The organism is Planomonospora sp. ID91781 (genome assembly GCF_015711595.1).
GTDB lineage: Bacteria > Actinomycetota > Actinomycetes > Streptosporangiales > Streptosporangiaceae > Planomonospora > Planomonospora parontospora.
In genome coordinates this window covers 353,810-371,522 of record NZ_JABTEY010000002.1, presented here as the reverse complement: position 1 = coordinate 371,522, position 17,713 = coordinate 353,810, and the positions used below count along the sequence as shown (strand labels likewise).

The 17,713-nt window shown below is 71.7% G+C and carries 17 protein-coding genes; 6 read left to right on the top strand and 11 right to left on the bottom strand.

What is annotated here, in order from left to right:
* The first annotated feature begins 108 nt into the window (after positions 1–108).
* Together HS048_RS20885 and HS048_RS20880 are read left to right on the top strand one after the other, a co-directional pair.
* Positions 109–795: a nitroreductase family protein gene (locus HS048_RS20885; RefSeq protein WP_196468346.1), complete on the top strand. Its 687-nt coding sequence runs from the start codon at positions 109–111 to the stop codon at positions 793–795.
* A 132-nt stretch (positions 796–927) separates the two neighbouring features.
* Positions 928–2,457, top strand: a complete 1,530-nt coding sequence (locus HS048_RS20880) for a glycosyl hydrolase family 18 protein (RefSeq protein ID WP_196468345.1) — start codon at positions 928–930, stop codon at positions 2,455–2,457.
* A gap of 60 nt (positions 2,458–2,517) precedes the next feature.
* On the opposite strand, the gene HS048_RS20875 is transcribed toward HS048_RS20880, so the two are convergent.
* Positions 2,518–3,171, bottom strand: a complete 654-nt coding sequence (locus HS048_RS20875; RefSeq protein WP_196468344.1) for an HD domain-containing protein — start codon at positions 3,169–3,171, stop codon at positions 2,518–2,520.
* Between the two features lie 72 nt (positions 3,172–3,243).
* On the opposite strand from HS048_RS20875, the gene HS048_RS20870 reads away from it, so the two are divergent.
* Positions 3,244–4,200, top strand: coding sequence for a GlxA family transcriptional regulator (locus HS048_RS20870; RefSeq protein ID WP_196468343.1), 957 nt, complete (start codon positions 3,244–3,246; stop codon positions 4,198–4,200).
* Between the two features lie 44 nt (positions 4,201–4,244).
* On the opposite strand, the gene HS048_RS20865 is transcribed toward HS048_RS20870, so the two are convergent.
* Both HS048_RS20865 and HS048_RS20860 read right to left on the bottom strand, forming a co-directional pair.
* Positions 4,245–5,138, bottom strand: coding sequence for a PaaX family transcriptional regulator C-terminal domain-containing protein (locus HS048_RS20865; RefSeq protein ID WP_196468342.1), 894 nt, complete (start codon positions 5,136–5,138; stop codon positions 4,245–4,247).
* Complete coding sequence (locus tag HS048_RS20860; RefSeq protein ID WP_196468341.1) at positions 5,135–5,752, bottom strand: GNAT family N-acetyltransferase; 618 nt, start codon at positions 5,750–5,752, stop codon at positions 5,135–5,137. Before HS048_RS20860 ends, HS048_RS20865 begins: the two co-directional genes overlap by 4 nt.
* Before the next feature lie 91 nt (positions 5,753–5,843).
* Between HS048_RS20860 and HS048_RS20855 the strand changes: the two genes are divergently transcribed.
* Entirely contained in the window at positions 5,844–6,890 is a 1,047-nt protein-coding gene (locus tag HS048_RS20855; protein ID WP_196468340.1) for a S9 family peptidase, read from the top strand.
* A gap of 223 nt (positions 6,891–7,113) precedes the next feature.
* Here HS048_RS20855 and HS048_RS20850 read toward each other — a convergent pair whose 3' ends face one another.
* The 5 genes from HS048_RS20850 to HS048_RS20830 form a co-directional block, all read right to left on the bottom strand.
* Entirely contained in the window at positions 7,114–7,524 is a 411-nt protein-coding gene (locus tag HS048_RS20850) for a RidA family protein (protein ID WP_196468339.1), read from the bottom strand.
* Positions 7,525–7,874: 350 nt separating this feature from the next.
* Positions 7,875–8,261 carry a TipAS antibiotic-recognition domain-containing protein gene (locus HS048_RS20845; protein WP_196468338.1) on the bottom strand — a complete coding sequence of 129 codons (387 nt, stop codon included), beginning with the start codon at positions 8,259–8,261 and terminating at the stop codon, positions 7,875–7,877.
* A gap of 136 nt (positions 8,262–8,397) precedes the next feature.
* Positions 8,398–9,087, bottom strand: a complete 690-nt coding sequence (locus HS048_RS38920) for an alpha/beta hydrolase (protein WP_196468337.1) — start codon at positions 9,085–9,087, stop codon at positions 8,398–8,400.
* Between the two features lie 361 nt (positions 9,088–9,448).
* Positions 9,449–9,820: a spore germination protein GerW family protein gene (locus HS048_RS20835; RefSeq protein ID WP_196468336.1), complete on the bottom strand. Its 372-nt coding sequence runs from the start codon at positions 9,818–9,820 to the stop codon at positions 9,449–9,451.
* 151 nt (positions 9,821–9,971) lie between these two features.
* Positions 9,972–12,287 carry a phosphoketolase gene (locus tag HS048_RS20830; protein ID WP_196468335.1) on the bottom strand — a complete coding sequence of 772 codons (2,316 nt, stop codon included), beginning with the start codon at positions 12,285–12,287 and terminating at the stop codon, positions 9,972–9,974.
* Between the two features lie 211 nt (positions 12,288–12,498).
* Between HS048_RS20830 and HS048_RS20825 the strand changes: the two genes are divergently transcribed.
* Entirely contained in the window at positions 12,499–12,912 is a 414-nt protein-coding gene (locus tag HS048_RS20825) for a pyridoxamine 5'-phosphate oxidase family protein (RefSeq protein WP_196468334.1), read from the top strand.
* A 98-nt stretch (positions 12,913–13,010) separates the two neighbouring features.
* Here HS048_RS20825 and HS048_RS20820 read toward each other — a convergent pair whose 3' ends face one another.
* From HS048_RS20820 to HS048_RS20810, 3 genes are all read right to left on the bottom strand, one after another.
* Positions 13,011–14,189, bottom strand: coding sequence for a TIGR04053 family radical SAM/SPASM domain-containing protein (locus HS048_RS20820; protein WP_196468333.1), 1,179 nt, complete (start codon positions 14,187–14,189; stop codon positions 13,011–13,013).
* Positions 14,186–15,649 (bottom strand): nitronate monooxygenase, encoded by a 1,464-nt coding sequence (locus HS048_RS20815; RefSeq protein WP_230881814.1) that lies wholly within the window; start codon positions 15,647–15,649, stop codon positions 14,186–14,188. Before HS048_RS20815 ends, HS048_RS20820 begins: the two co-directional genes overlap by 4 nt.
* Before the next feature lie 189 nt (positions 15,650–15,838).
* Positions 15,839–16,345: a hypothetical protein gene (locus HS048_RS20810; RefSeq protein WP_196468332.1), complete on the bottom strand. Its 507-nt coding sequence runs from the start codon at positions 16,343–16,345 to the stop codon at positions 15,839–15,841.
* Positions 16,346–16,586: 241 nt separating this feature from the next.
* On the opposite strand from HS048_RS20810, the gene HS048_RS20805 reads away from it, so the two are divergent.
* Positions 16,587–17,711: a hypothetical protein gene (locus HS048_RS20805; RefSeq protein WP_196468331.1), complete on the top strand. Its 1,125-nt coding sequence runs from the start codon at positions 16,587–16,589 to the stop codon at positions 17,709–17,711.
* Positions 17,712–17,713: the final 2 nt, after the last annotated feature.

Genomic DNA, 17,713 nt, shown 5'->3' with positions numbered 1-17,713 from the left:
CGGGCCTCGCCGGGACTGTCGATTCGTCAGTATGGCGGCCGGTGTGTTGCCCGGATCGTGAGGGTGTTCCAGACTACGCCGGCAGATCCGGCAGCGATGGAGGCCCTCATGGCGCGACAGCACTCCCACCCGTTCATCCCCTACCGGCCCGACCGCCGTCCCGGAGCGGAGATGGTCGCCCGGGGCCGGGAGTTCTTCGAGCACATGGACCGGCGGCGGAGTGTGCGCTTCTTCAGTGACGAGCCGGTCCCCCGCGAGTGCGTCGAACTGGCGGTCAGGACCGCGAACACCGCGCCGTCGGGCGCGCACCAGCAGCCGTGGACGTTCGTGGTCATCGGTGATCCGCAGACGAAGCGGCGGGTCAGGGAGGCCGCGGAGGTCGAGGAGCGGGAGAACTACGAGGGCGGGCGGCTGACCCCGGAGTGGCGCGAGGCTCTGGCCCCGCTGGAGACGGGCTCCGACAAGGGCTATCTGGAGGTCGCGCCGTGGCTGGTGGTCTGCTTCGCGGAGAAGTACGGCGTGCGTCCCGACGGCACCCGGGTCAAGCACTACTACGTCAACGAGAGCGTCGGCATCGCCTGCGGGTTCTTCATCGCCGCGCTGCACGCCATGGGGCTGTCCACGCTCACCCACACGCCCAATCCGATGGCGTTCCTCACCCGTATCTGCGGGCGGCCGGCCAATGAGCGGCCCTACATTCTGTTCCCGGTCGGTTACGCGGCGCTTGACGCCGAGGTGCCGGATCTGACCCGCAAGCCGCTCGACCGGGTGATGGTGGAGGTCTCCGGGACGTGATCGGCCGTGGGCCATGGACATCGGGGTGGCTTGTTCCGATAATTCATTGAATCTACGGATCGCGACTTCCGTCATCGCGGCTCCCCCGTCAATTCCCGGTGTTCCTGTGGCCGGGTGACAGAAGGGTCGCCCATGAAACGGATCTCCCGCCTGCTGACGCTCGCGGTCTCGCTCCTGCTGGTGGTGGCCGCGGGCACGCTCGTCACGCGGGCGCAGGCCCACGCGGCCAACCTGCTCGGCAATCCCGGCTTCGAGAGCGGGGCCCTCTCCCCCTGGACCTGTGCGGGAGGGCTGGGATCGGTGACCGGCTCCCCGGTCCGCTCCGGCACGAAGGCGCTCGCCGGCGCGGCGGGGGGCTCCGACACCGCCCGGTGCACCCAGACGGTGCCCGTACGGCCCGGCACCGCCTACACGCTGAGTGCCTGGGTGCGGGGCAGCCACGTCTACCTCGGCGTGACCGGCGGCGCTTCCGCCTGGACCTCGTCGGCGGAGGCCTACACGCGGCTCACCGTCTCCTTCACCACCGCGGCCGGGCAGACCGGTGCCACGGTCTATCTGCACGGCTGGTACGGGCAGGGGACCTACTATGCCGACGACGTCGACCTGGACGGGCCCGGGGGCACCCCGACCGTCTCCCCCACTCCGACGGTCTCCCCCACGGTTTCCTCCACTCCGACGGTCTCTGCGACGCCGTCTCCGACGGAGGGCACCTGCCCGGTGAAGGCCAGGCCCGCCGGTAAGGTCCTCCAGGGCTACTGGGAGAACTGGGACGGCGCGGTGAACGGCGTGCACCCGCCGTTCGGCTGGACGCCGATCACCGATCCCCGTATCCGGCAGCACGGTTACAACGTCGTCAACGCCGCGTTCCCGGTCATCCGCTCCGACGGCACCGTGCTGTGGGAGGACGGCATGGACTCCACCGTGAAGGTGGCCACCCCGGCCGAGATGTGCCAGGCCAAGGCCGCGGGGCTGACGATCCTGATGTCCATCGGCGGGGCGACCGCGGGTATCGACCTGGGTTCCAGCGCCGTCGCCGACCGTTTCGTGGCGACCGTTGTGCCGATCCTGAAGAGGTACAACTTCGACGGTATCGACATCGACATCGAGACCGGCCTCACCGGCAGCGGGGACATCGGCCGGCTCTCGCCCTCGCAGAGCAACCTCATCCGCATCATCGACGGGGTGCTCGCCCAGATGCCGCCGGAGTTCGGTCTGACCATGGCTCCGGAGACGGCCTACGTCACCGGTGGCAGTGTGACGTACGGTTCCATCTGGGGCGCCTACCTGCCGATCATCAAGAAGTACGCGGACAACGGCCGCCTGTGGTGGCTGAACATGCAGTACTACAACGGGAGCATGTACGGCTGCTCCGGTGACTCCTACCCGGCGGGCACGGTCCAGGGTTTCACCGCGCAGACCGCCTGCCTGAACGACGGGCTGGTCGTGCAGGGCACCACGATCAGGGTGCCCTACGACAAGCAGGTCCCCGGTCTGCCCGCCCAGCCCGGTGCCGGGGGCGGTTACATGTCGCCCGTTCTGGTCGCTCAGGGCTGGAACGCCTTCGACGGCGGTCTCAAGGGTTTGATGACCTGGTCCGTCAACTGGGACGGCTCGAGGGGCTGGACGTTCGGTGACAACGTCAGGTCTCTGCAGGGGCGTTAGCCGAGGGTGTGTTCCCGGCCCTCGGGGAGGCGGCTTCCCGAGGGCCGGGGGGCGGGCCTGTCAGGCGACGCCGGGCCAGGCCGCGGCGACCACTTCCCGCCAGGGCGGGACGGTCGTGCCGGGGAGGTCCTGTCGCAGCAGTTGCGCCGGGAAGGAGAAGGGGGGTGCCTTGGCCGGGTTGCGTGCCGCCTGGCCGGTGATGAGGTCGGTCAGCTCGGTGCCGCCGCCCAGCCTCGGGTAGGCGGCGTGCACCCGGTCGGCGTAGCCCGCGGGGAGTTGCTCGGCGCCGAAGGCGGCCACGTCCGCTCCCGTGCCGGTGTGGGTGAGTGCGATCTCGGGCCGCATCCTGTCGGCGATGCCGAGGCTGGTGTGCAGGGCGATCGCGTCCCAGACCAGGCGGGTCCGGTCGGCGGCCAGTCCTTGTCCGGTGAGGAACTCCGCGGCCAGGTCCGCGCCGTCCGCCTCGAATCGTCCGCCTCGGTCGCCCTGTTCGGTCAGTCCGGCGTCGTGCAGGATGCATGCCAGGAACAGGACCTCGTCGTCGTAGTCGTGTTCGGCTCGGAGTCCGTGCCGCTCCCCGATGGCCCTGCCGAACAGGTAGCTGCGCACGCTGTGGGTGAGGATGGCCTGCGGGGCGATCTCCTGGACGAACGCGTAGGTCTTGCGGGTCAGCGGGGTGTCGGGGATCGCGAAGTCGGTGAAGTGATCGGTCATGGGTTCGATCGTGGTCGTCAAGGGGGGTGTGCGGAAAGCGGCTGTAATGTCGTAGTGCGCTAGGTTCTGGCCATGCATGTGGTGGGTGTGCTGGCGATGGACGGGGTGGTCGCCTTCGACATGGCGGTGCCCGCGCAGGTCTTCGGCAGTTCCACCGGTGATCGGCGCCGGCCGCTGTACGAGACGCGGTTGTGCACCTTCGGCGGTGCCGTTCGGACCTCGGAGCCTTTCGGTGCGATGCGGGTGGAGACCGCGTGGGGTCTCGATGACCTCGCGGCGGCCGACACCCTGGTGATCCCCGGTCATTGGGATTTCCTGGAGGAGCCGCCCGGAGATGTCCTGGAGGCGGTGCGGGCGGCGGCCGGGCGTGGTGCGCGGATCGCCTCGATCTGTGCCGGGGCGTTCCTGCTGGCGGCCACCGGGCTGCTCGACGGGCGGCGGGCGACCACGCATTGGGTCTACGCCGCCGAGTTGGCCCGGCGCCATCCCGCCGTCGAGGTCGACGCTTCGGTGCTGTTCACGGACAATGGTGATCTGCTCACTTCGGCCGGTGTGGCGGCCGGCATCGACCTGTGCCTGCATCTGGTCCGGCGCGATCACGGCTCGGCGGTGGCGGCTGAGACGGCTCGCCGGATGGTGATGTCGCCTCAGCGCGACGGTGGCCAGGCGCAGTTCATCCGGCACGCCGATCCCCGTGATCCGGGGGTCGCGCTTCAGCCCGTCCTGGCCTGGATGGAGTCCAATCTGCACCGGCCGCTCAGTCTCGGCGACATCGCTCGTCACGCTTGCGTCAGCGTACGGACCCTGACTCGCCGGTTCCGTGCTCAGGTCGGGACGACTCCCCTGCAGTGGCTGTTGCAGGCCCGTATCCGCCGTGCCCAGCATCTGCTGGAGAGCACCGATCTGCAGGTGGGCCGGATCGCGGAAGTGGTGGGGATGGGTTCTCCGGCGACGTTGCGTGCCCATTTCGCCCGTGTCGTCGGCACCTCCCCTCAGGTCTACCGCGCCACCTTCCGGGCCCGTCCCTGATCCGGTGTGGTGCCCGGCGGATCAGGGGCGGGTGTCACGGCGGGTCAGGGGTCGGCGGCCTCGTCGTAGAGCTCGAAGAGGCGGACGGGCGGGGCTTCGCCGCCGTGCCGGTCGCGCAGGGCGGTCCAGCAGTCGGCGACCGCGGCCCGGGCCCGGCCGCCGGGCCAGTCCGAGGGGAGCAGTTCGGGTGGGAGCAGGGGGTCGGGGTCCATCGCGCGGGTGAGTTCGGCGGCGAGCTCGATTTCGATGGCGAGCAGTTCCGTGCGGGTGAGCGGTTCCGGTCCGGTCACCCGGTGCAGGCGGGGCCGGGTGACCTCGGCGAGCCGTTCGTAGCCTGCGGCGATCTCCTGCAGCGGCCACAGTGACGCGGCCAGTGCGTGTGGGTCGTGTTCGCCGCCCATGCGCAGGTGGGTGCAGGTGAGGTGGGTGAGTGCGGGAGCCAGGCCCAGCCGGTGGGCCTCGGTCTCGACGAGGTCTTCCCAGGGGTGGGCGGAGACGTAGAGGCCGTTGTGCAGGGGGGCGCCGCCGAGTCGCAGGATGGCTTCGCGCAGGCTGTCGCGTGCGGCCCGGGCGCTTTCCGGGACGGCGAAGGCGACCAGGTGCCAGAGGCCGTCCCATGGTTGCAGGCCCCGGTCCTGGCGGAAGGCGTGGCGGACGAATCCGGCGGTCAGGGCCGGTGAGTTCGTGACGCCGGCGGTGGCTCGCAGGACGGCCTTGCGTCCGCGGCCCTCGCGGGTGAAGCGTCCTTCGTCTGTGAGCCGCCCGATGCACAGGCGGACCTGCTGGTCGCTCATGCCGAGGATTTCGGCGACGGCGTAGAGTTCGCCGGCGTGGACGGTGCCGTCCCGGCGGACCAGTCCGTAGACGAGGGTGCGGGTCGGGACCTCGGCGCGCGGGGTTTCGCTTCCTGGGGATTGCGGTCGCCGGGTGGTCGTCATCCTCGGCCGCCTTGCGGGGTGGTGACGGGGCGGCGCATGGTGGTGACCGCTCCGAATCCCATGAGGGTGCGCAGGTACGGTGTGTGCTCGGTTCCGGTGGGGGTGAAGCCGCGCCGTTCGTACAGTGCCCGGGCGCGGGGGTTGGTGTCGATGACGTCGAGGCGTATCTGCCGGTAGCCGAGGGTGGCCGCGACCGAGGTGATCTCCTGCAGCAGGAGGGTTCCGATGCCGGTGCCCCGGTGGGCCGGGTCGACGGTGATGCCGTCCATCACCAGCTCGCCGGGGGCGGGGTCGCGTTCCAGCAGGGCCAGCAGGGCGAGCCGGGGCAGGCCGGAGAGCAGCCCGTAGGAGCGCAGCACGTCGCCGGCCGTTCCCCCGGTGAGGGCTCGGCCGGCGTGCCGGTATCCGGCCAGTCCGACGAGTCGGTCCCCTGCGAGTGCGGCGACGGCCCGGTCGTGGTTCAGGTGCGCCGCGATGAAGCCGACGGCCTTGTCCGGTGGGTTGAGGGCCGGGCCGAGCTTGCGGCCGAAGGCCTCCCAGTAGAGCTCGGCCGCCTGCCGTTCGGTGCCGGGTGGCACTCCTCGCCGGATGGTGATCGCTTGACTGCTCCTCATACCGCTCGATTCTATTACGATCGTTTGAGAAACGATAGTTTTGTGAGGGAGATGTCATGGATTCCAGGAAGCCCGGCGCGGGTGGGACCGCATGGTGAGCCGGCGCGTACGCAGATCGCTGATCGCGGTGCTCGTCCTCGTCCTCCTGGCGGCGGCGGGTGCGGGGGTGGTGATCGTCCAGAACACCTACGACCTGCGTGAGGAGCGGGTGACGATCCCCGGGGGCCCGCACCCGCTGGACGGTGTGCTCGCCACCCCCGCCTCCGGGAGAGGGCCTTTCGGGCTGGTCGTCTTCGTGCACGGCGACGGCCCCGTCGATGCGACCCACGACGGCCTCTACCGCCCCATGTGGGAGGCGTTCGCCCGCGCGGGTTACGCCTCGCTCTCCTGGAACAAGCCCGGGGTCGGCGGCTCGGCGGGCAACTGGCTGGACCAGGGCATGGAGGAACGGGCACAGGAGGTGCAGGGCGCCATCGCGTGGGCCCGTTCCCGCCGGGACCTCGATGCCGGCCGCGTCGGGCTGTGGGGCGCCAGCCAGGCGGGCTGGGTGCTGCCCAAGGTCACCGCCCGTGTCCCGGATGTGGGCTTCGTGATAGCCGTCTCGCCCGCGATCAACTGGCTCCGCCAGGGCCGCTACAACCTGCTCGCCGAGATGCGGGCCGACGGCGCGACCGCCGCCGAGATCCGCAGCGCCGTCGAGCGCAGCGACAGGACGCGGCGCCTGCTGCGGGCGAAGGCGTCCTTCGAGCAGTACCGGCAGGCCATGGGAGGGGAGACGGACGGTCTCACCGCGGACCGCTGGCGGTTCATCCTGCGCAATCACACCGCCGACGCGACCGCGGATCTCAGGCATCCGGCGACCGGCCGGATTCCCACCCTGCTCGTCCTGGCCGGCCACGACCTCAACGTCGACGTCGCCGAGACCGAGGCCGTCTACCGTGACACCCTCTCGGCGCTCCGGGTCAGGCGCTACCCGGACGCGGACCACTCCCTGGTCCGCCGGAGTCTCGCGGACTCGGACGTCCGGCTCACACTCGCCGCGATCCTCGCCCCCCGGTCGCTGGCCCCCGCCGGCCTCTTCGACGACATGGCCGCCTTCCTGCGTGACCCCGGCAAAGCCGATCGAACCGTCCGCTGAGGCCTGTCCTGTGAATCTTCTCAGGAGTTCTTCCCGGTCACCGGCGGGGCGGCCACCAGCACGCCGCCGGTGCCCGGAAAAAGGGACTCCGCATCCATCGGTGCCTCGGGTGCGACGGTGGCGGCCGTCGTCGGCGAGGCGCCGGGCCGCTCCCGGGGTGCCCGGCCGTATTCACAGGGCAGTCCTTAACCGTGTCCGCTTGCGCCAGGTTGGAGGCTCGCGTTCAGGAGTCGAGGACGGCGGCGATGGCTTCGATCTCAACGAGCTGGTCGTCGTAGCCAAGCACGGTGACTCCCATCAAGGTGCTCGGTACGTCATGTTCACCGAACGATTCCCGGACTATCGTCCAGGCGGCCCCCAGATCCTCCTGCCGGGTGGACGCGACGAGAACCCTTGTGCTGATGACGTCCTGCAATGATGCGCCGGCGGCAGTGAGGGCCGTCTGCATGTTCTCGATGGATTTCGCTGCTTGACCTGCGTAGTCCCCGATCGCTGCCATCGAGCCGTCCTCGTTCAGGGGACACGCTCCGGCGAGGAAGATGAGCCGTGACTCAGCAGGCGCCGTGGCTGCATAAGCGTACTGAGCGACGTCGGACAGAGAAGCGGAGCGGATCAAAGTGATGGCGCTGGGCATGGCCCCTCAGGTCCTTTCACATCGGGTGCAAAGCGACCATGCTGGCATGGGCATGTGACTGCCGCCTCCTATTTTCGTAGCCAAGCCACCTACCGAGAGGGAAAGCCGGGGGTTACGTCGGACCGGATAGCACGAGTCCGGTCCCGGCGATGAACCCGTCCAGCAGGTCGGGCCGGTACTGCGTCGTCCGTCCATCGGGGACGAAGAACCCTCGGTGGCCGGTCAGGGCGGATCCGCTTTTCGCGCGTGACTCGTCGCCCGGCGACGCCGGGCTCCGTGGTGAAACGTTCGTGCAGGCCGGCGGCGCTGCCGCCGGCCTGGCGCCCGGCCTCATCGGGGACCTGAGGGGCTCAGAGCCTCTTCTGTGCGTACGCGTACATGGCGCCGCCCAGGAAATCGACCATCTCTGGATGGTAGGAATTATGGAATTCCTTCATGGCGGAGTCCTCCATATAGAGGATCGCCATGCCGAGGTAGGCCTCCTTGGTGGGGACGTAGAAACGGCTGGCTATCTCGAAGTGCCTTTCGATGAACAGCTGGATGTGGTCATCCGCCGGCCGGGCCCCCGCCAGGCTGCTCGCCATCTCGCTGTAGAGGTCATGCCAATCCTTGTGGACCCGGTCCTTGTCGACATGGGCCCAGCCGCCGGTGGCCGCCAGGCTCCGGGCCTGCTCTTCGGCCAGGGACCTCCGGCAGAGGTCCGCGTACCGTTCATCCATGTCCTTGATGGCCGTCAATTCATCGCGCCTTCCCGGCGAAAACATTCATGGAGTGGCCGCCGGACCGCCAACGGTGATCGGCCGCCGGGCCATGACGAACCATGGCATGCCGGAACCGGGCTGACAAATGATTTACGCGCGGGCCGAGGCGGGTTCATCCGCCCGTCCACCAGCGCATGGCGGCGGCGGCGGTCTGCTCGGGTACCTCGTGGCCGCCGGTGAACTCCTCGTAGGTGACGGGGTATTCGCTCTTGCGCAGCCGGGGGACGAGGCGCCGGCTGCAGTGTTCTACCGGCAGGACGCGGTCGCCGGTGCCGTGGGAGATGTGGAAGCGGGGGCGGCCGTGGCGGACGAGGGGGGCCATGAAGCCCGGGGAGAAGGCCAGGACGGCGGTGAACAGGTCGCCGTTGGTGACGCCGAGGGACAGGGCGTAGGAGGCGCCGTCGGAGAAACCGGCGATGGCGACGGTTTCGACGGTGGTGCGGGCGAAGGTCTCCCGCAGGGTCGTGTCGAGCCGGGTCACGTCGGGCCCGTATCCGCCGGTGATCATGTCCCAGGTGGGCGCGATGGACTGGGGGGCCAGGAGCATGGCGGTGGCGGCGGTCGCGTGGGGGGACAGCCAGCCGAGGGCCTGTCCGGCGGTGCCGCCGGCTCCGTGGAGGACGACGGCCAGGCGGGTGGGAGGGCGGTGGGTCTGCGGGACGTACAGCAGGGCCTGTCCGGTCAGGCGGTGGACGCCGGGTTCGGCGGTGGAGGAGGTGAGGGCGGGGCGGGCGGCGAGGCGGCCGTGCCGGGCTCCCTCGTCCGGGTGGACGTGGGCGGTGGCCGTCTCCGGTACCGGCACTGCGGTCGCCTCTCACCGTGGGTGCTCTGGGTGCACCCTTCCTGTGCCCGCCACCGTTGGGACGAAAGGGCTCACAGGTTCATGTTTCAGTAATCACGGCGGTATGGATGCTTGTTCGGCCGGGGCGCCGCCGCGGAGGCGGGGCGGGCGGGACCCGCTCGGCGGGTGGCGAAGGTGACGCCCGGTCCGGCGCCCAGAGGCTTTCCGGGGAGGTTCGCAAGCGCCTGAGAGTCTCCCGGGAAGGACCCGGGGACGCGGGAAGCGCCCGTCCCCCGCACCGGGGAGGACGGGCGCTCGGCGGGCCGATGGTCGTTTCAGGACGGGCGGGCGCCTGACCAGGGCGGCCCTTCCCCCGGCGTCGTCAGCGCCTGCCGCGCCGGCGGGTCAGCAGGCGGGTGACGGCGCGGACGGTCAGCAGTAGCACCACGCCGACGATCTGGCCGCCCAGCACGATGCGGTTGACGTCGAGGGCGGGTTGCCAGCGGACCTCGCCGTCTTTGATGACGAAGACTCCGGCGGGTGCGGCGCGGAGCCCGAATCCGCCTCCTGCGCCTTCGCCGGTGTCGGGGTGCTCGCCGCCCTGCCGCTTGCCGCTGCCGCTTCCTCCTCCCCCGCCGCCGCTGATCTTGGCGACGGGGATGACGGTGACGCCGTCGCGGGTGACGGGTTCACCGAACACGCGGCTGACGGCGGTGGCGTCCCCGGCCTGCTCGGCCAGTTTCATGATGTCCATCGTGGTCGTCCTCCCGGTGGGTGGGGGCCGCCCGGAGGGGGCGGTCCAGGTGCTCCTCTCCCCCATGATCATGCCTTGTGCGGCCGGTGGGCGGCGGCCGGATCGGGCGTCCCTCCCGCGGGAGAGACACCCGGGGCCGGGGAGGGCGCCGTCAGCGGGTCCAGGTCCAGTCGCGGATCTCGGGGAGGTCTTCGCCGTGCTCGCGGGTGTGGGCGCGGGCGCGCAGGCGGGCGTCGGACATCTGCTGGCGCAGGTGGGCGGCGCGGGTGCCCAGGCCGGGGACGCGGTCGATGACGTCCATGACGAGGTGGTAGCGGTCGATGTCGTTGAGCATGGCCATGTCGAAGGGGGTGGTGGTGGTGCCTTCCTCCTTGTAGCCGCGCACATGGATGTTGTGGTGGCCGGCGCGGCGGTAGGTGAGGCGGTGGATGAGCCAGGGATAGCCGTGGAAGTCGAAGATGATGGGTTTGTCGGGGGTGAACAGGGCGTCGAACTGGGCGTCGGACATGCCGTGGGGGTGTTCGCTGGGGGGTTGCAGGCGCATGAGGTCGACGACGTTGATGACGCGGACCTTCAGTTCGGGCAGGTGCTCGCGCAGGAGGGCGGCGGCGGCGAGGGTCTCCAGGGTCGGCACGTCGCCGGCGCAGGCCAGGATGACGTCGGGGTCGTCTCCGGTGTCGTTGCTGGCCCATTCGATGATGCCCAGGCCGCGGGTGCAGTGGGCGATGGCCTCGTCCATGGTGAACAGGTCCAGGACGGGTTGCTTGCCGGCGACGACGACGTTGACGTAGTCGTGGGAGCGCAGGCAGTGGTCGCCGACCGAGAGCAGGGTGTTGGCGTCCGGCGGCAGGTAGACGCGCACCACGTCGGCCTTCTTGTTGACCACGACGTCGAGGAAGCCGGGGTCCTGGTGGCTGAAGCCGTTGTGGTCCTGGCGCCAGACGTGGGAGGAGAGCAGGTAGTTGAGCGAGGCGACGGGGCGCCGCCAGGGGATGTCGTGGCAGGCGTCGAGCCATTTGGCGTGCTGGTTGAACATGGCGTCGATGATGTGGATGAAGGCCTCGTAGCAGTTGAACAGGCCGTGGCGGCCGGTGAGCAGGTAGCCCTCCAGCCAGCCCTGGCACAGGTGCTCCGACAGGACCTCCATGACGCGGCCGCCGGCGGCCAGGTCGGTGTCGGTCGGCAGGATCTCGGCGTTCCAGGTGCGGTCAGTGGTCTCGAAGACGGCGCCGAGCCGGTTGGAGGCGGTCTCGTCGGGGCCCATGAGGCGGAAGGTCTGGGGGTTGGCGGCGATGATGTCGCGCAGGAACGCGCCCAGGACGCGGGTGGGTTCGGTGTGCTGGGCGGCGGGTTTCTTGACGTCGACGGCGTAGTCGCGGAAGTCGGGCAGGGCCAGGGGGCGCAGGATCTCGCCGCCGTTGGCGTGGGGGCTGGCGCTCATGCGGCGGGGTCCGGCGGGTACGGTCTGCAGGATCTCGGGCTTGGGGCGGCCGTCGGCGTCGAAGAGTTCTTCGGGCCGGTAGGAGCGCATCCATTCTTCGAGCAGGTGCCGGTATTCGTCGTTGCCGCGGACGTTGGACAGGGGGACCTGGTGGGAGCGCCAGGTGCCTTCGACGGGCAGGCCGTCGACTTCGCGGGGTCCGGTCCAGCCCTTGGGGGTCCGCAGGATGATCATGGGGAGGCGGGTGGCCCGGCCGTTCTTGAACTCGGCGATCTGGTCGAAGACGGTGTCGAGGGTGCGGGCGGCGAGTTCGTGCATGGCGGCGGGGTCGTCGCCGGAGATGATGTGGGGGTGGTAGCCGTAGCCCTCCATGAGCTTGAGGAGTTCTTCTTCGGGGATGCGGGCCAGCACCGTGGGGTTGGCGATCTTGTAGCCGTTCAGGTGCAGGATGGGCAGGACGACGCCGTCGCGGTAGGGGTCGAGGAACTTGTTGGAGTGCCAGCTGGCGGCCAGCGGGCCGGTCTCGGCCTCACCGTCTCCGACGATGCAGGCCACCACCAGGTTCGGGTTGTCGAAGGCCGCGCCGTAGGCGTGGGCCAGGGCGTAGCCGAGTTCGCCGCCCTCGTGGATGGAGCCGGGCGTCTCGGGGGCGACGTGGCTGGGCACCCCGCCGGGGAAGGAGAACTGGCGGAAGAGTTTCCGCATGCCTGCGGCGTCCTGGGTGATGTCGGGGTATTTCTCGGTGTAGGAGCCCTCCAGCCAGGCGTGGGCGACCGCGGCGGGCCCGCCGTGGCCGGGGCCGGCGATGTAGATCATGTCCTGGTCGCGTTCGGTGATGATCCGGTTGAGGTGGGCGAAGCAGAAGTTCAGTCCCGGCGTGGTGCCCCAGTGCCCGAGCAGGCGGGGTTTGATGTGCTCGACCGCGAGGGGCTCGGTGAGCAGGGGGTTGTCCAGCAGGTAGATCTGTCCGACCGAAAGGTAGTTGGCGGCCCGCCAGTAGGCGTCGATGCGCTGCAGTTTCTCCATGGGGATGACGGTTCCCGCTTTTCCCATGATCATCTAGGGCACAAGGTCCTCGTGTGATCACGGGCGTTCGTCCCGGCCGGCCCGGTCGGTGCGCGGTGGGCCGTACGGGCTCGGTGCCCTGCCCGGGTGCGGTGCGGTCGGGGTCGTCCGGCGGCGACGAAGGGACTTTCGTCCCTGAACTCGCAGGTGGGTGGTCTGGCAGGCTGGAGGCATGAGACTCGACTCGGCCGGCCTGCAGGTGCTCTCCTACCAGGAGTGCATGAGCCTGCTGGGCTCATGCCCGATCGGGCGGATCGTCTTCACCGACCGTGCCCTGCCGGCGGTGCAGCCGGTGAACTTCTGCCTCGACGGGGAGGACATCGTCATCCGTACGACGGCCGGCTCCAAGCTGGCCGCCGCCACGCGCCGGACCGTGGTGGCCTTCGAGGTCGACGAGTTCGATCCGGCCGCGCGCACCGGATGGTCGGTGACGGTGGTGGGACACGCGCGGGCGGTGGAGGACCCGGCCGAGGCCGGCCGGCTGGCCGGGCTGCCGCTGACGCCGTGGGCGCCGGGGACGCGTGACCACTTCATCGTCATCGCCACCGAGCAGGTGTCGGGTCGCCGCATCGATCAGCGGGACTGAGCGGCGCCGCCGCCGGATGCGACCGGACGCCGTTCCGGTCCCTCCCCTGCCCCTCGCCCCCGGCGGGCCTGGCGCCCCGCAGCCCCCGCGGGGTCTCGTTACAGCAGTTCCGCCAGGTCACCGGGGTAGGGGAAGCTGCCGGGCTCATAGCCGCACCAGGGCTCCTCGGCCAGTGCGTCGCCGGTGACGGCGAACGCGCGGGAGCGCGAGCCGCCGCAGACGGAGCCGAACTCGCAGGCGCCGCACCGTCCGCCCAGCCGCGCGGGGTCGCGCAGGGAGGTGAAGACCTCCGAGTCGCGGTAGATGTCGGTCAGCGGGCGCTCGCGTACGTTGCCGGCCGGCAGCGGCAGGAATCCCGAGGGCGACACCTCGCCGGTGTGGGAGACGAACACCAGGCCGCGGCCGGCGTTGACGTCGATCGGCGGCCTGCGGTTGCGGTCGGCGCCGATGAGCCCGTGGGCTTCGGCGCGGCGGCGCAGGTCGCGGTAGAGCGGTCCGAGGCCGAGGACCTGCTCGTGGTCGGCTCCGCGGACGGCCAGGACGTGCCGTTGCAGGGCGACGCGGCGGAAGTGGTGGGCCTCGGTGGTCTTGACGGGGACGGTGCGGCCGATGTCGTGGACGAAGTTCAGCACGTCCTCGGTCTCGGCGGCGGTCAGCGAGGTCAGGGCGCGGCCGCGGCCGGTCGGGATGAGCAGGAACACGCTCCACAGCAGGGCGCCGCGTTCACGGACCAGATGGGCGATGTCGGGCAGGTCCATCAGGTTGGTGCGGGTCACCGTGGTGTTGATCTGTACTTTGAGTCCTGTGTCGCGGGCGCTCTGCCAGGCGCGCAGGGTGCGTCCGAAGACGCCGCCGAAGCCGCGGAACTCGTCGTGGGCGGCGGCGGTGGCGCCGTCGAGGCTGAGGGAGATGACCGAGGCGCCGGCCCGGTGCAGGCGGGTCAGCGCGGCGGGGGTGAGGGCGGGGGTGGCGGAGGGCGAGACCGCCGGGGACAGGCCGAGTTCGCGGGCGCGGCGGATCAGGTCGTACAGGTCGGGGCGGGCGAAGGGGTCGCCGCCGGTGATGACGAACAGCGGGGCGGGCCGGCCGAAGGCCGTGATCTGACGCATCAGTTCGGTGGCCTCGCCGGTGGTCAGCTCGGCGGGGTCGCGGTCGGGGCGGGCCTCGGCGCGGCAGTGCAGGCAGGCCAGCGGGCAGGCCCGGGTCGCCTCCCAGATCACGATGAACGGGGTGGAAGCGGTGTCGCGGCGGGCGGACCTCAGCGGGTGGCGGGTCACGGGGCGGTCCTTTCGCTCGGGCGGGTGCCGAGGATGCCTGCGACGACGTCGGCGGCGGTGTGGTCGGCGGGCAGGTCCGCCAGGAAGGCGAGGTCCTGGCCGAGGGTGAGCAGCGGCGGCTCGGTGTAGCCGTCGGGGCGGTGCTGGGCCAGGCCGATCGCGCTGACCAGGCCGTTGCACAGGCATCTGCGGCCGACGGTGTCGGCGGCGGGCCGGTCCTTGCGGACGTAGGTGGCGGCCGGTTCGGCGGGGCAGCGGTAGCCGACGGCGCCGTCGGCCTTGAGGTACGGCGTGCGCAGGTGGCCCAGGTCGCACAGGCGCGGTCGGGCCGCGTAGACGCCCGTGTCGGCGGCGGTGCCGGGAAGATCGGCGACTTTGAAGGGGAAGCCGGCCGGTGAGGCGTCGGGGTCGTTGCGGACGGTGAGGGTGCCGTCGGCGGCGCCGGTCAGCAGGCGGCGGCGGAGCCTGTCGTCCAGGCCGGATTCGCGGCACAGGGCGAAGGCGGTGCCGACCTGGACGCCGGCGGCGCCGGCGTCCAGCGCCCGCTGCAGGCCTTCGGGGCCGGCGTAGCCTCCGGCGAGCCAGAACGGCAGCCCGAGGGAGGCGATCTTGGCGGTGTCGGGGTGGTCGCGGGGCCCGTACAGGGGCTGGCCTGTCTCGTCGAGGCGGAGCCGGCCGCGCGGCGGGGCGCTGTGGCCCCCGGCGGCGGGGCCTTCGATGACGAATCCGTCGGGACGGGTCTCGGGCCGGCGTGCGAGGTAGGCGGCCAGCACGTCGGAGGAGACGATGGCCAGCAGGTCGGGGCGTTTGAGGGGGGCGGGCCGGGTGGGGCCGTGCAGGGCGGCCGGGTCGATGCCGGTGGTGTGGCGCTGACCTGCGTCGGCGCCGGCGACCGCGACGGAGATCTCGGCGGGGCGGTGGGCGGCCAGGGCGTCGAGCAGCCGGGGGATCTCCGAGGGGATGCCCGCGCCCATGAGGACGTAGTCGGCGCCGGCCAGCAGCGCGCCGTAGACGGCGGCGGGCGTGGCCATCTGGATCTTCTCCAGGTAGTTGACGCCCACGGGTCCGTCGTGGCCTTCGCGGGCCAGGAACACCTCGGCGAAGTTGGCGGCCACGGTCAGTTCGGCGCGTGCCGGGTGCGGGCGCAGGCCGAGTTTGGGCACCGGCCGGTAGGAGCGGCCGGGGGCCAGGCCGCCGGGCACGTGGTAACGCTCCAGGACGCGGGCGGCCACGTCGGGGAAGGGGAAGGCGGCCAGGGCGCGGCGCAGGTCGCCGCCGGGGTCGCCCTGCTGCAGCCGCCGGGCCAGCACGACGTCCAGGGCGACGCCGGAGACCACGCCGAGCTGCCCGGTGCGGGCCACGGCCCGGGCCAGTCGCCAGCCGGACACGCCGACGCCCATGCCGCCCTGGATGAGGACGGGGCGGGCGGTCTGCGGCGGGGCGGCGTCGGCGATCGTCAAGGCGGGACCTCCTGGTCGGCGGGGCGGCGGACGCCCGTCAGGGCATGGTCATGATTCAAACGGGCCGACCCCGGTGCGGCGTAGTGACCAAAGTCCCGAGAGGCGGGGTCGGCGGTCACACGCGCGATCACATGCCCGGCGGGGCCGGGAGAGGGTCGCGCCCGGCCCCGCCGGGGCGGGCGGGGGCGGTCAGCCGCCGGCCGGCCCGCCTGCCGGGCGCAGCGCCGCGCTGACGGTGATGAAGGCGGCACCGGTGCCCATGAGGACCACGCCCAGGCCGACGGTCAGGGAGGTGAGCTGCCAGGCCTGGTAGGCGGTCATCAGTGAGGCGCGCAGCGTCTCGCCCATGAACGCGGTCTGGCGCAGCGCGCCGAGGGTCTCGTCCTGGCCGCCGGCGGCGTGCAGGTCGGCGCTGACCTCGGAGTAGGTGCGGCCCTGGGTGGCCTGGCGGACGTTGCCGCCGATCACGTCGGCGAACGCGCGTGCCTGCGGACCGGTCTCCACCCGCCGGCCGGCCTGGGCGGCCAGTTGCCGCGGTAGTCCCTTGCCGGGGAAGGTGATCTTCTGGCGGATCAGTTCGTCGCGGATCTCGCCCCTGCCCTGCAGGCCGCGGGCCGTCATGACGGCGCCGGCCGTCAGTGCGGCGGCGCCGACGGCGCCCACCAGTGCCGTGGCCGGTCCGCGCAGGTCGTTCATGCGTCTTCTCCTTCGGGCGCAGCGGCGGGCCCGCGGTCCGGGATCGCCTCCTTTGGGAGCCTTCGGGCGCGGGCGGGTCCTCCGGAAGGGCCACAGGCCCCTGACCGGCGGGCTGAAAGTCCCATGGCGGGAGGGAAGAGGACTTTGGTCCCTACGGGGGCGGCCTTTGAGCCCGGGATCGGGCGGTCGGCGCCGCATAGCGTGGAGGCGCCCTCGTACGACGACCGGAAGAGACACGGCCGTGCCCACAGAACCGATGACGGTGCGGTCGGCTGACCGTCCGCCGGTCGCGGGGCCGGCCGCCGGGCGGTTCGCCATGCTGGCCGGCGCCGCTGTCGCCCTGCTCGCCGGCCTGTACGGGGGCCTCGCGCTGCTGCTGCCCGAGGCCCCCGCACCGGCGGCGCTGCCCCGTGAGCACGGGCCGTTGATGGCGCTGGGTTTCCTGGGCACGCTGATCTGCCTGGAGCGGGCGGTCGCGCTGCGCCGCCGCTGGGGTTACCTCGCTCCGGTGGTGGCGGCGCTGGGTGCGTTGTGCCTGGTGGCGGGGGCCGAGCAGGCGGGCCGGTTGGCGTTGACCGCCGCCGCGGGCTGGTTGGCCGGGATCTACCTGGCGCTGCTGGGGCGGCGGGTCGGCCGGGAGACGCTGCTGCAGCTGGGGGGCGCGCTGGCCTGGTACGCCGGTGGGCTGCTGTGGCTGGCGGGCCGGCCGGTGGCGGAGCTGGTGGGCTGGTTCGCGGCTTTCCATGTGCTGACGATCGCCGGGGAGCGGCTGGAGCTGGCCCATGTGGCGGTGCTGCGGCGCGGTGCGGCGGCGGGGCTGACGGGCGCGGCGGGGCTGCTGGGCGCCGGGGTCGCCTGCTCGGTCTGGTATCCCGCGGCCGGCGCGCGGATCGCCGGGATGGGCCTGGTGGCGGTGGCGGTCTGGCTGGCCTGGTTCGATGTGGCGCGGCGCACGGTGCGCGGCAGGGGCCTGCCGCGGTATGCGGCGGTGTGCCTGCTGGCAGGGTACGGCTGGCTGGCGGTCGCCGGCCTGCTGTGGGCGGCCACCGGGCTGGCCGCCGGTGAGTACCTGTACGACGCGGCGCTGCACGCGTTGTTCCTGGGTTTCGTCGTGTCGATGGTGTTCGCGCACGCGCCGGTGATCCTGCCGGCCGTGCTGCGGGTGGGCCTGCCGTACCGGCCGGTGCTGTATGTGCCGGTGGCGGTGCTGCACGCGGCGGTGGCGGTGCGCGTCGCCGGGGATCTGGCGGCCGCCGAGGCGGTGCGGGTGGCCGGTGGGCTGCTCGCTGAGATCGCTCTGCTCGTGTTCGCCGGGTGTGCCGCCGTGCTGGTGCGGCGGGCGCGCCGGGCTTCGATGGGAAGGTGACC

Bases quoted from the DNA above. Each gene is read 5' to 3' on its own strand.
- HS048_RS20885 (WP_196468346.1), top strand. From the start codon at position 109: ATGGCGCGACAGCACTCCCACCCGTTCATCCCCTACCGGCCCGACCGC.
- HS048_RS20880 (WP_196468345.1), top strand. From the start codon at position 928: ATGAAACGGATCTCCCGCCTGCTGACGCTCGCGGTCTCGCTCCTGCTG.
- HS048_RS20875 (WP_196468344.1), bottom strand. From the start codon at position 3,171: ATGACCGATCACTTCACCGACTTCGCGATCCCCGACACCCCGCTGACC.
- HS048_RS20870 (WP_196468343.1), top strand. From the start codon at position 3,244: ATGCATGTGGTGGGTGTGCTGGCGATGGACGGGGTGGTCGCCTTCGAC.
- HS048_RS20865 (WP_196468342.1), bottom strand. From the start codon at position 5,138: ATGACGACCACCCGGCGACCGCAATCCCCAGGAAGCGAAACCCCGCGC.
- HS048_RS20860 (WP_196468341.1), bottom strand. From the start codon at position 5,752: ATGAGGAGCAGTCAAGCGATCACCATCCGGCGAGGAGTGCCACCCGGC.
- HS048_RS20855 (WP_196468340.1), top strand. From the start codon at position 5,844: ATGGTGAGCCGGCGCGTACGCAGATCGCTGATCGCGGTGCTCGTCCTC.
- HS048_RS20850 (WP_196468339.1), bottom strand. From the start codon at position 7,524: ATGCCCAGCGCCATCACTTTGATCCGCTCCGCTTCTCTGTCCGACGTC.
- HS048_RS20835 (WP_196468336.1), bottom strand. From the start codon at position 9,820: ATGGACATCATGAAACTGGCCGAGCAGGCCGGGGACGCCACCGCCGTC.
- HS048_RS20830 (WP_196468335.1), bottom strand. From the start codon at position 12,287: ATGGAGAAACTGCAGCGCATCGACGCCTACTGGCGGGCCGCCAACTAC.
- HS048_RS20825 (WP_196468334.1), top strand. From the start codon at position 12,499: ATGAGACTCGACTCGGCCGGCCTGCAGGTGCTCTCCTACCAGGAGTGC.
- HS048_RS20810 (WP_196468332.1), bottom strand. From the start codon at position 16,345: ATGAACGACCTGCGCGGACCGGCCACGGCACTGGTGGGCGCCGTCGGC.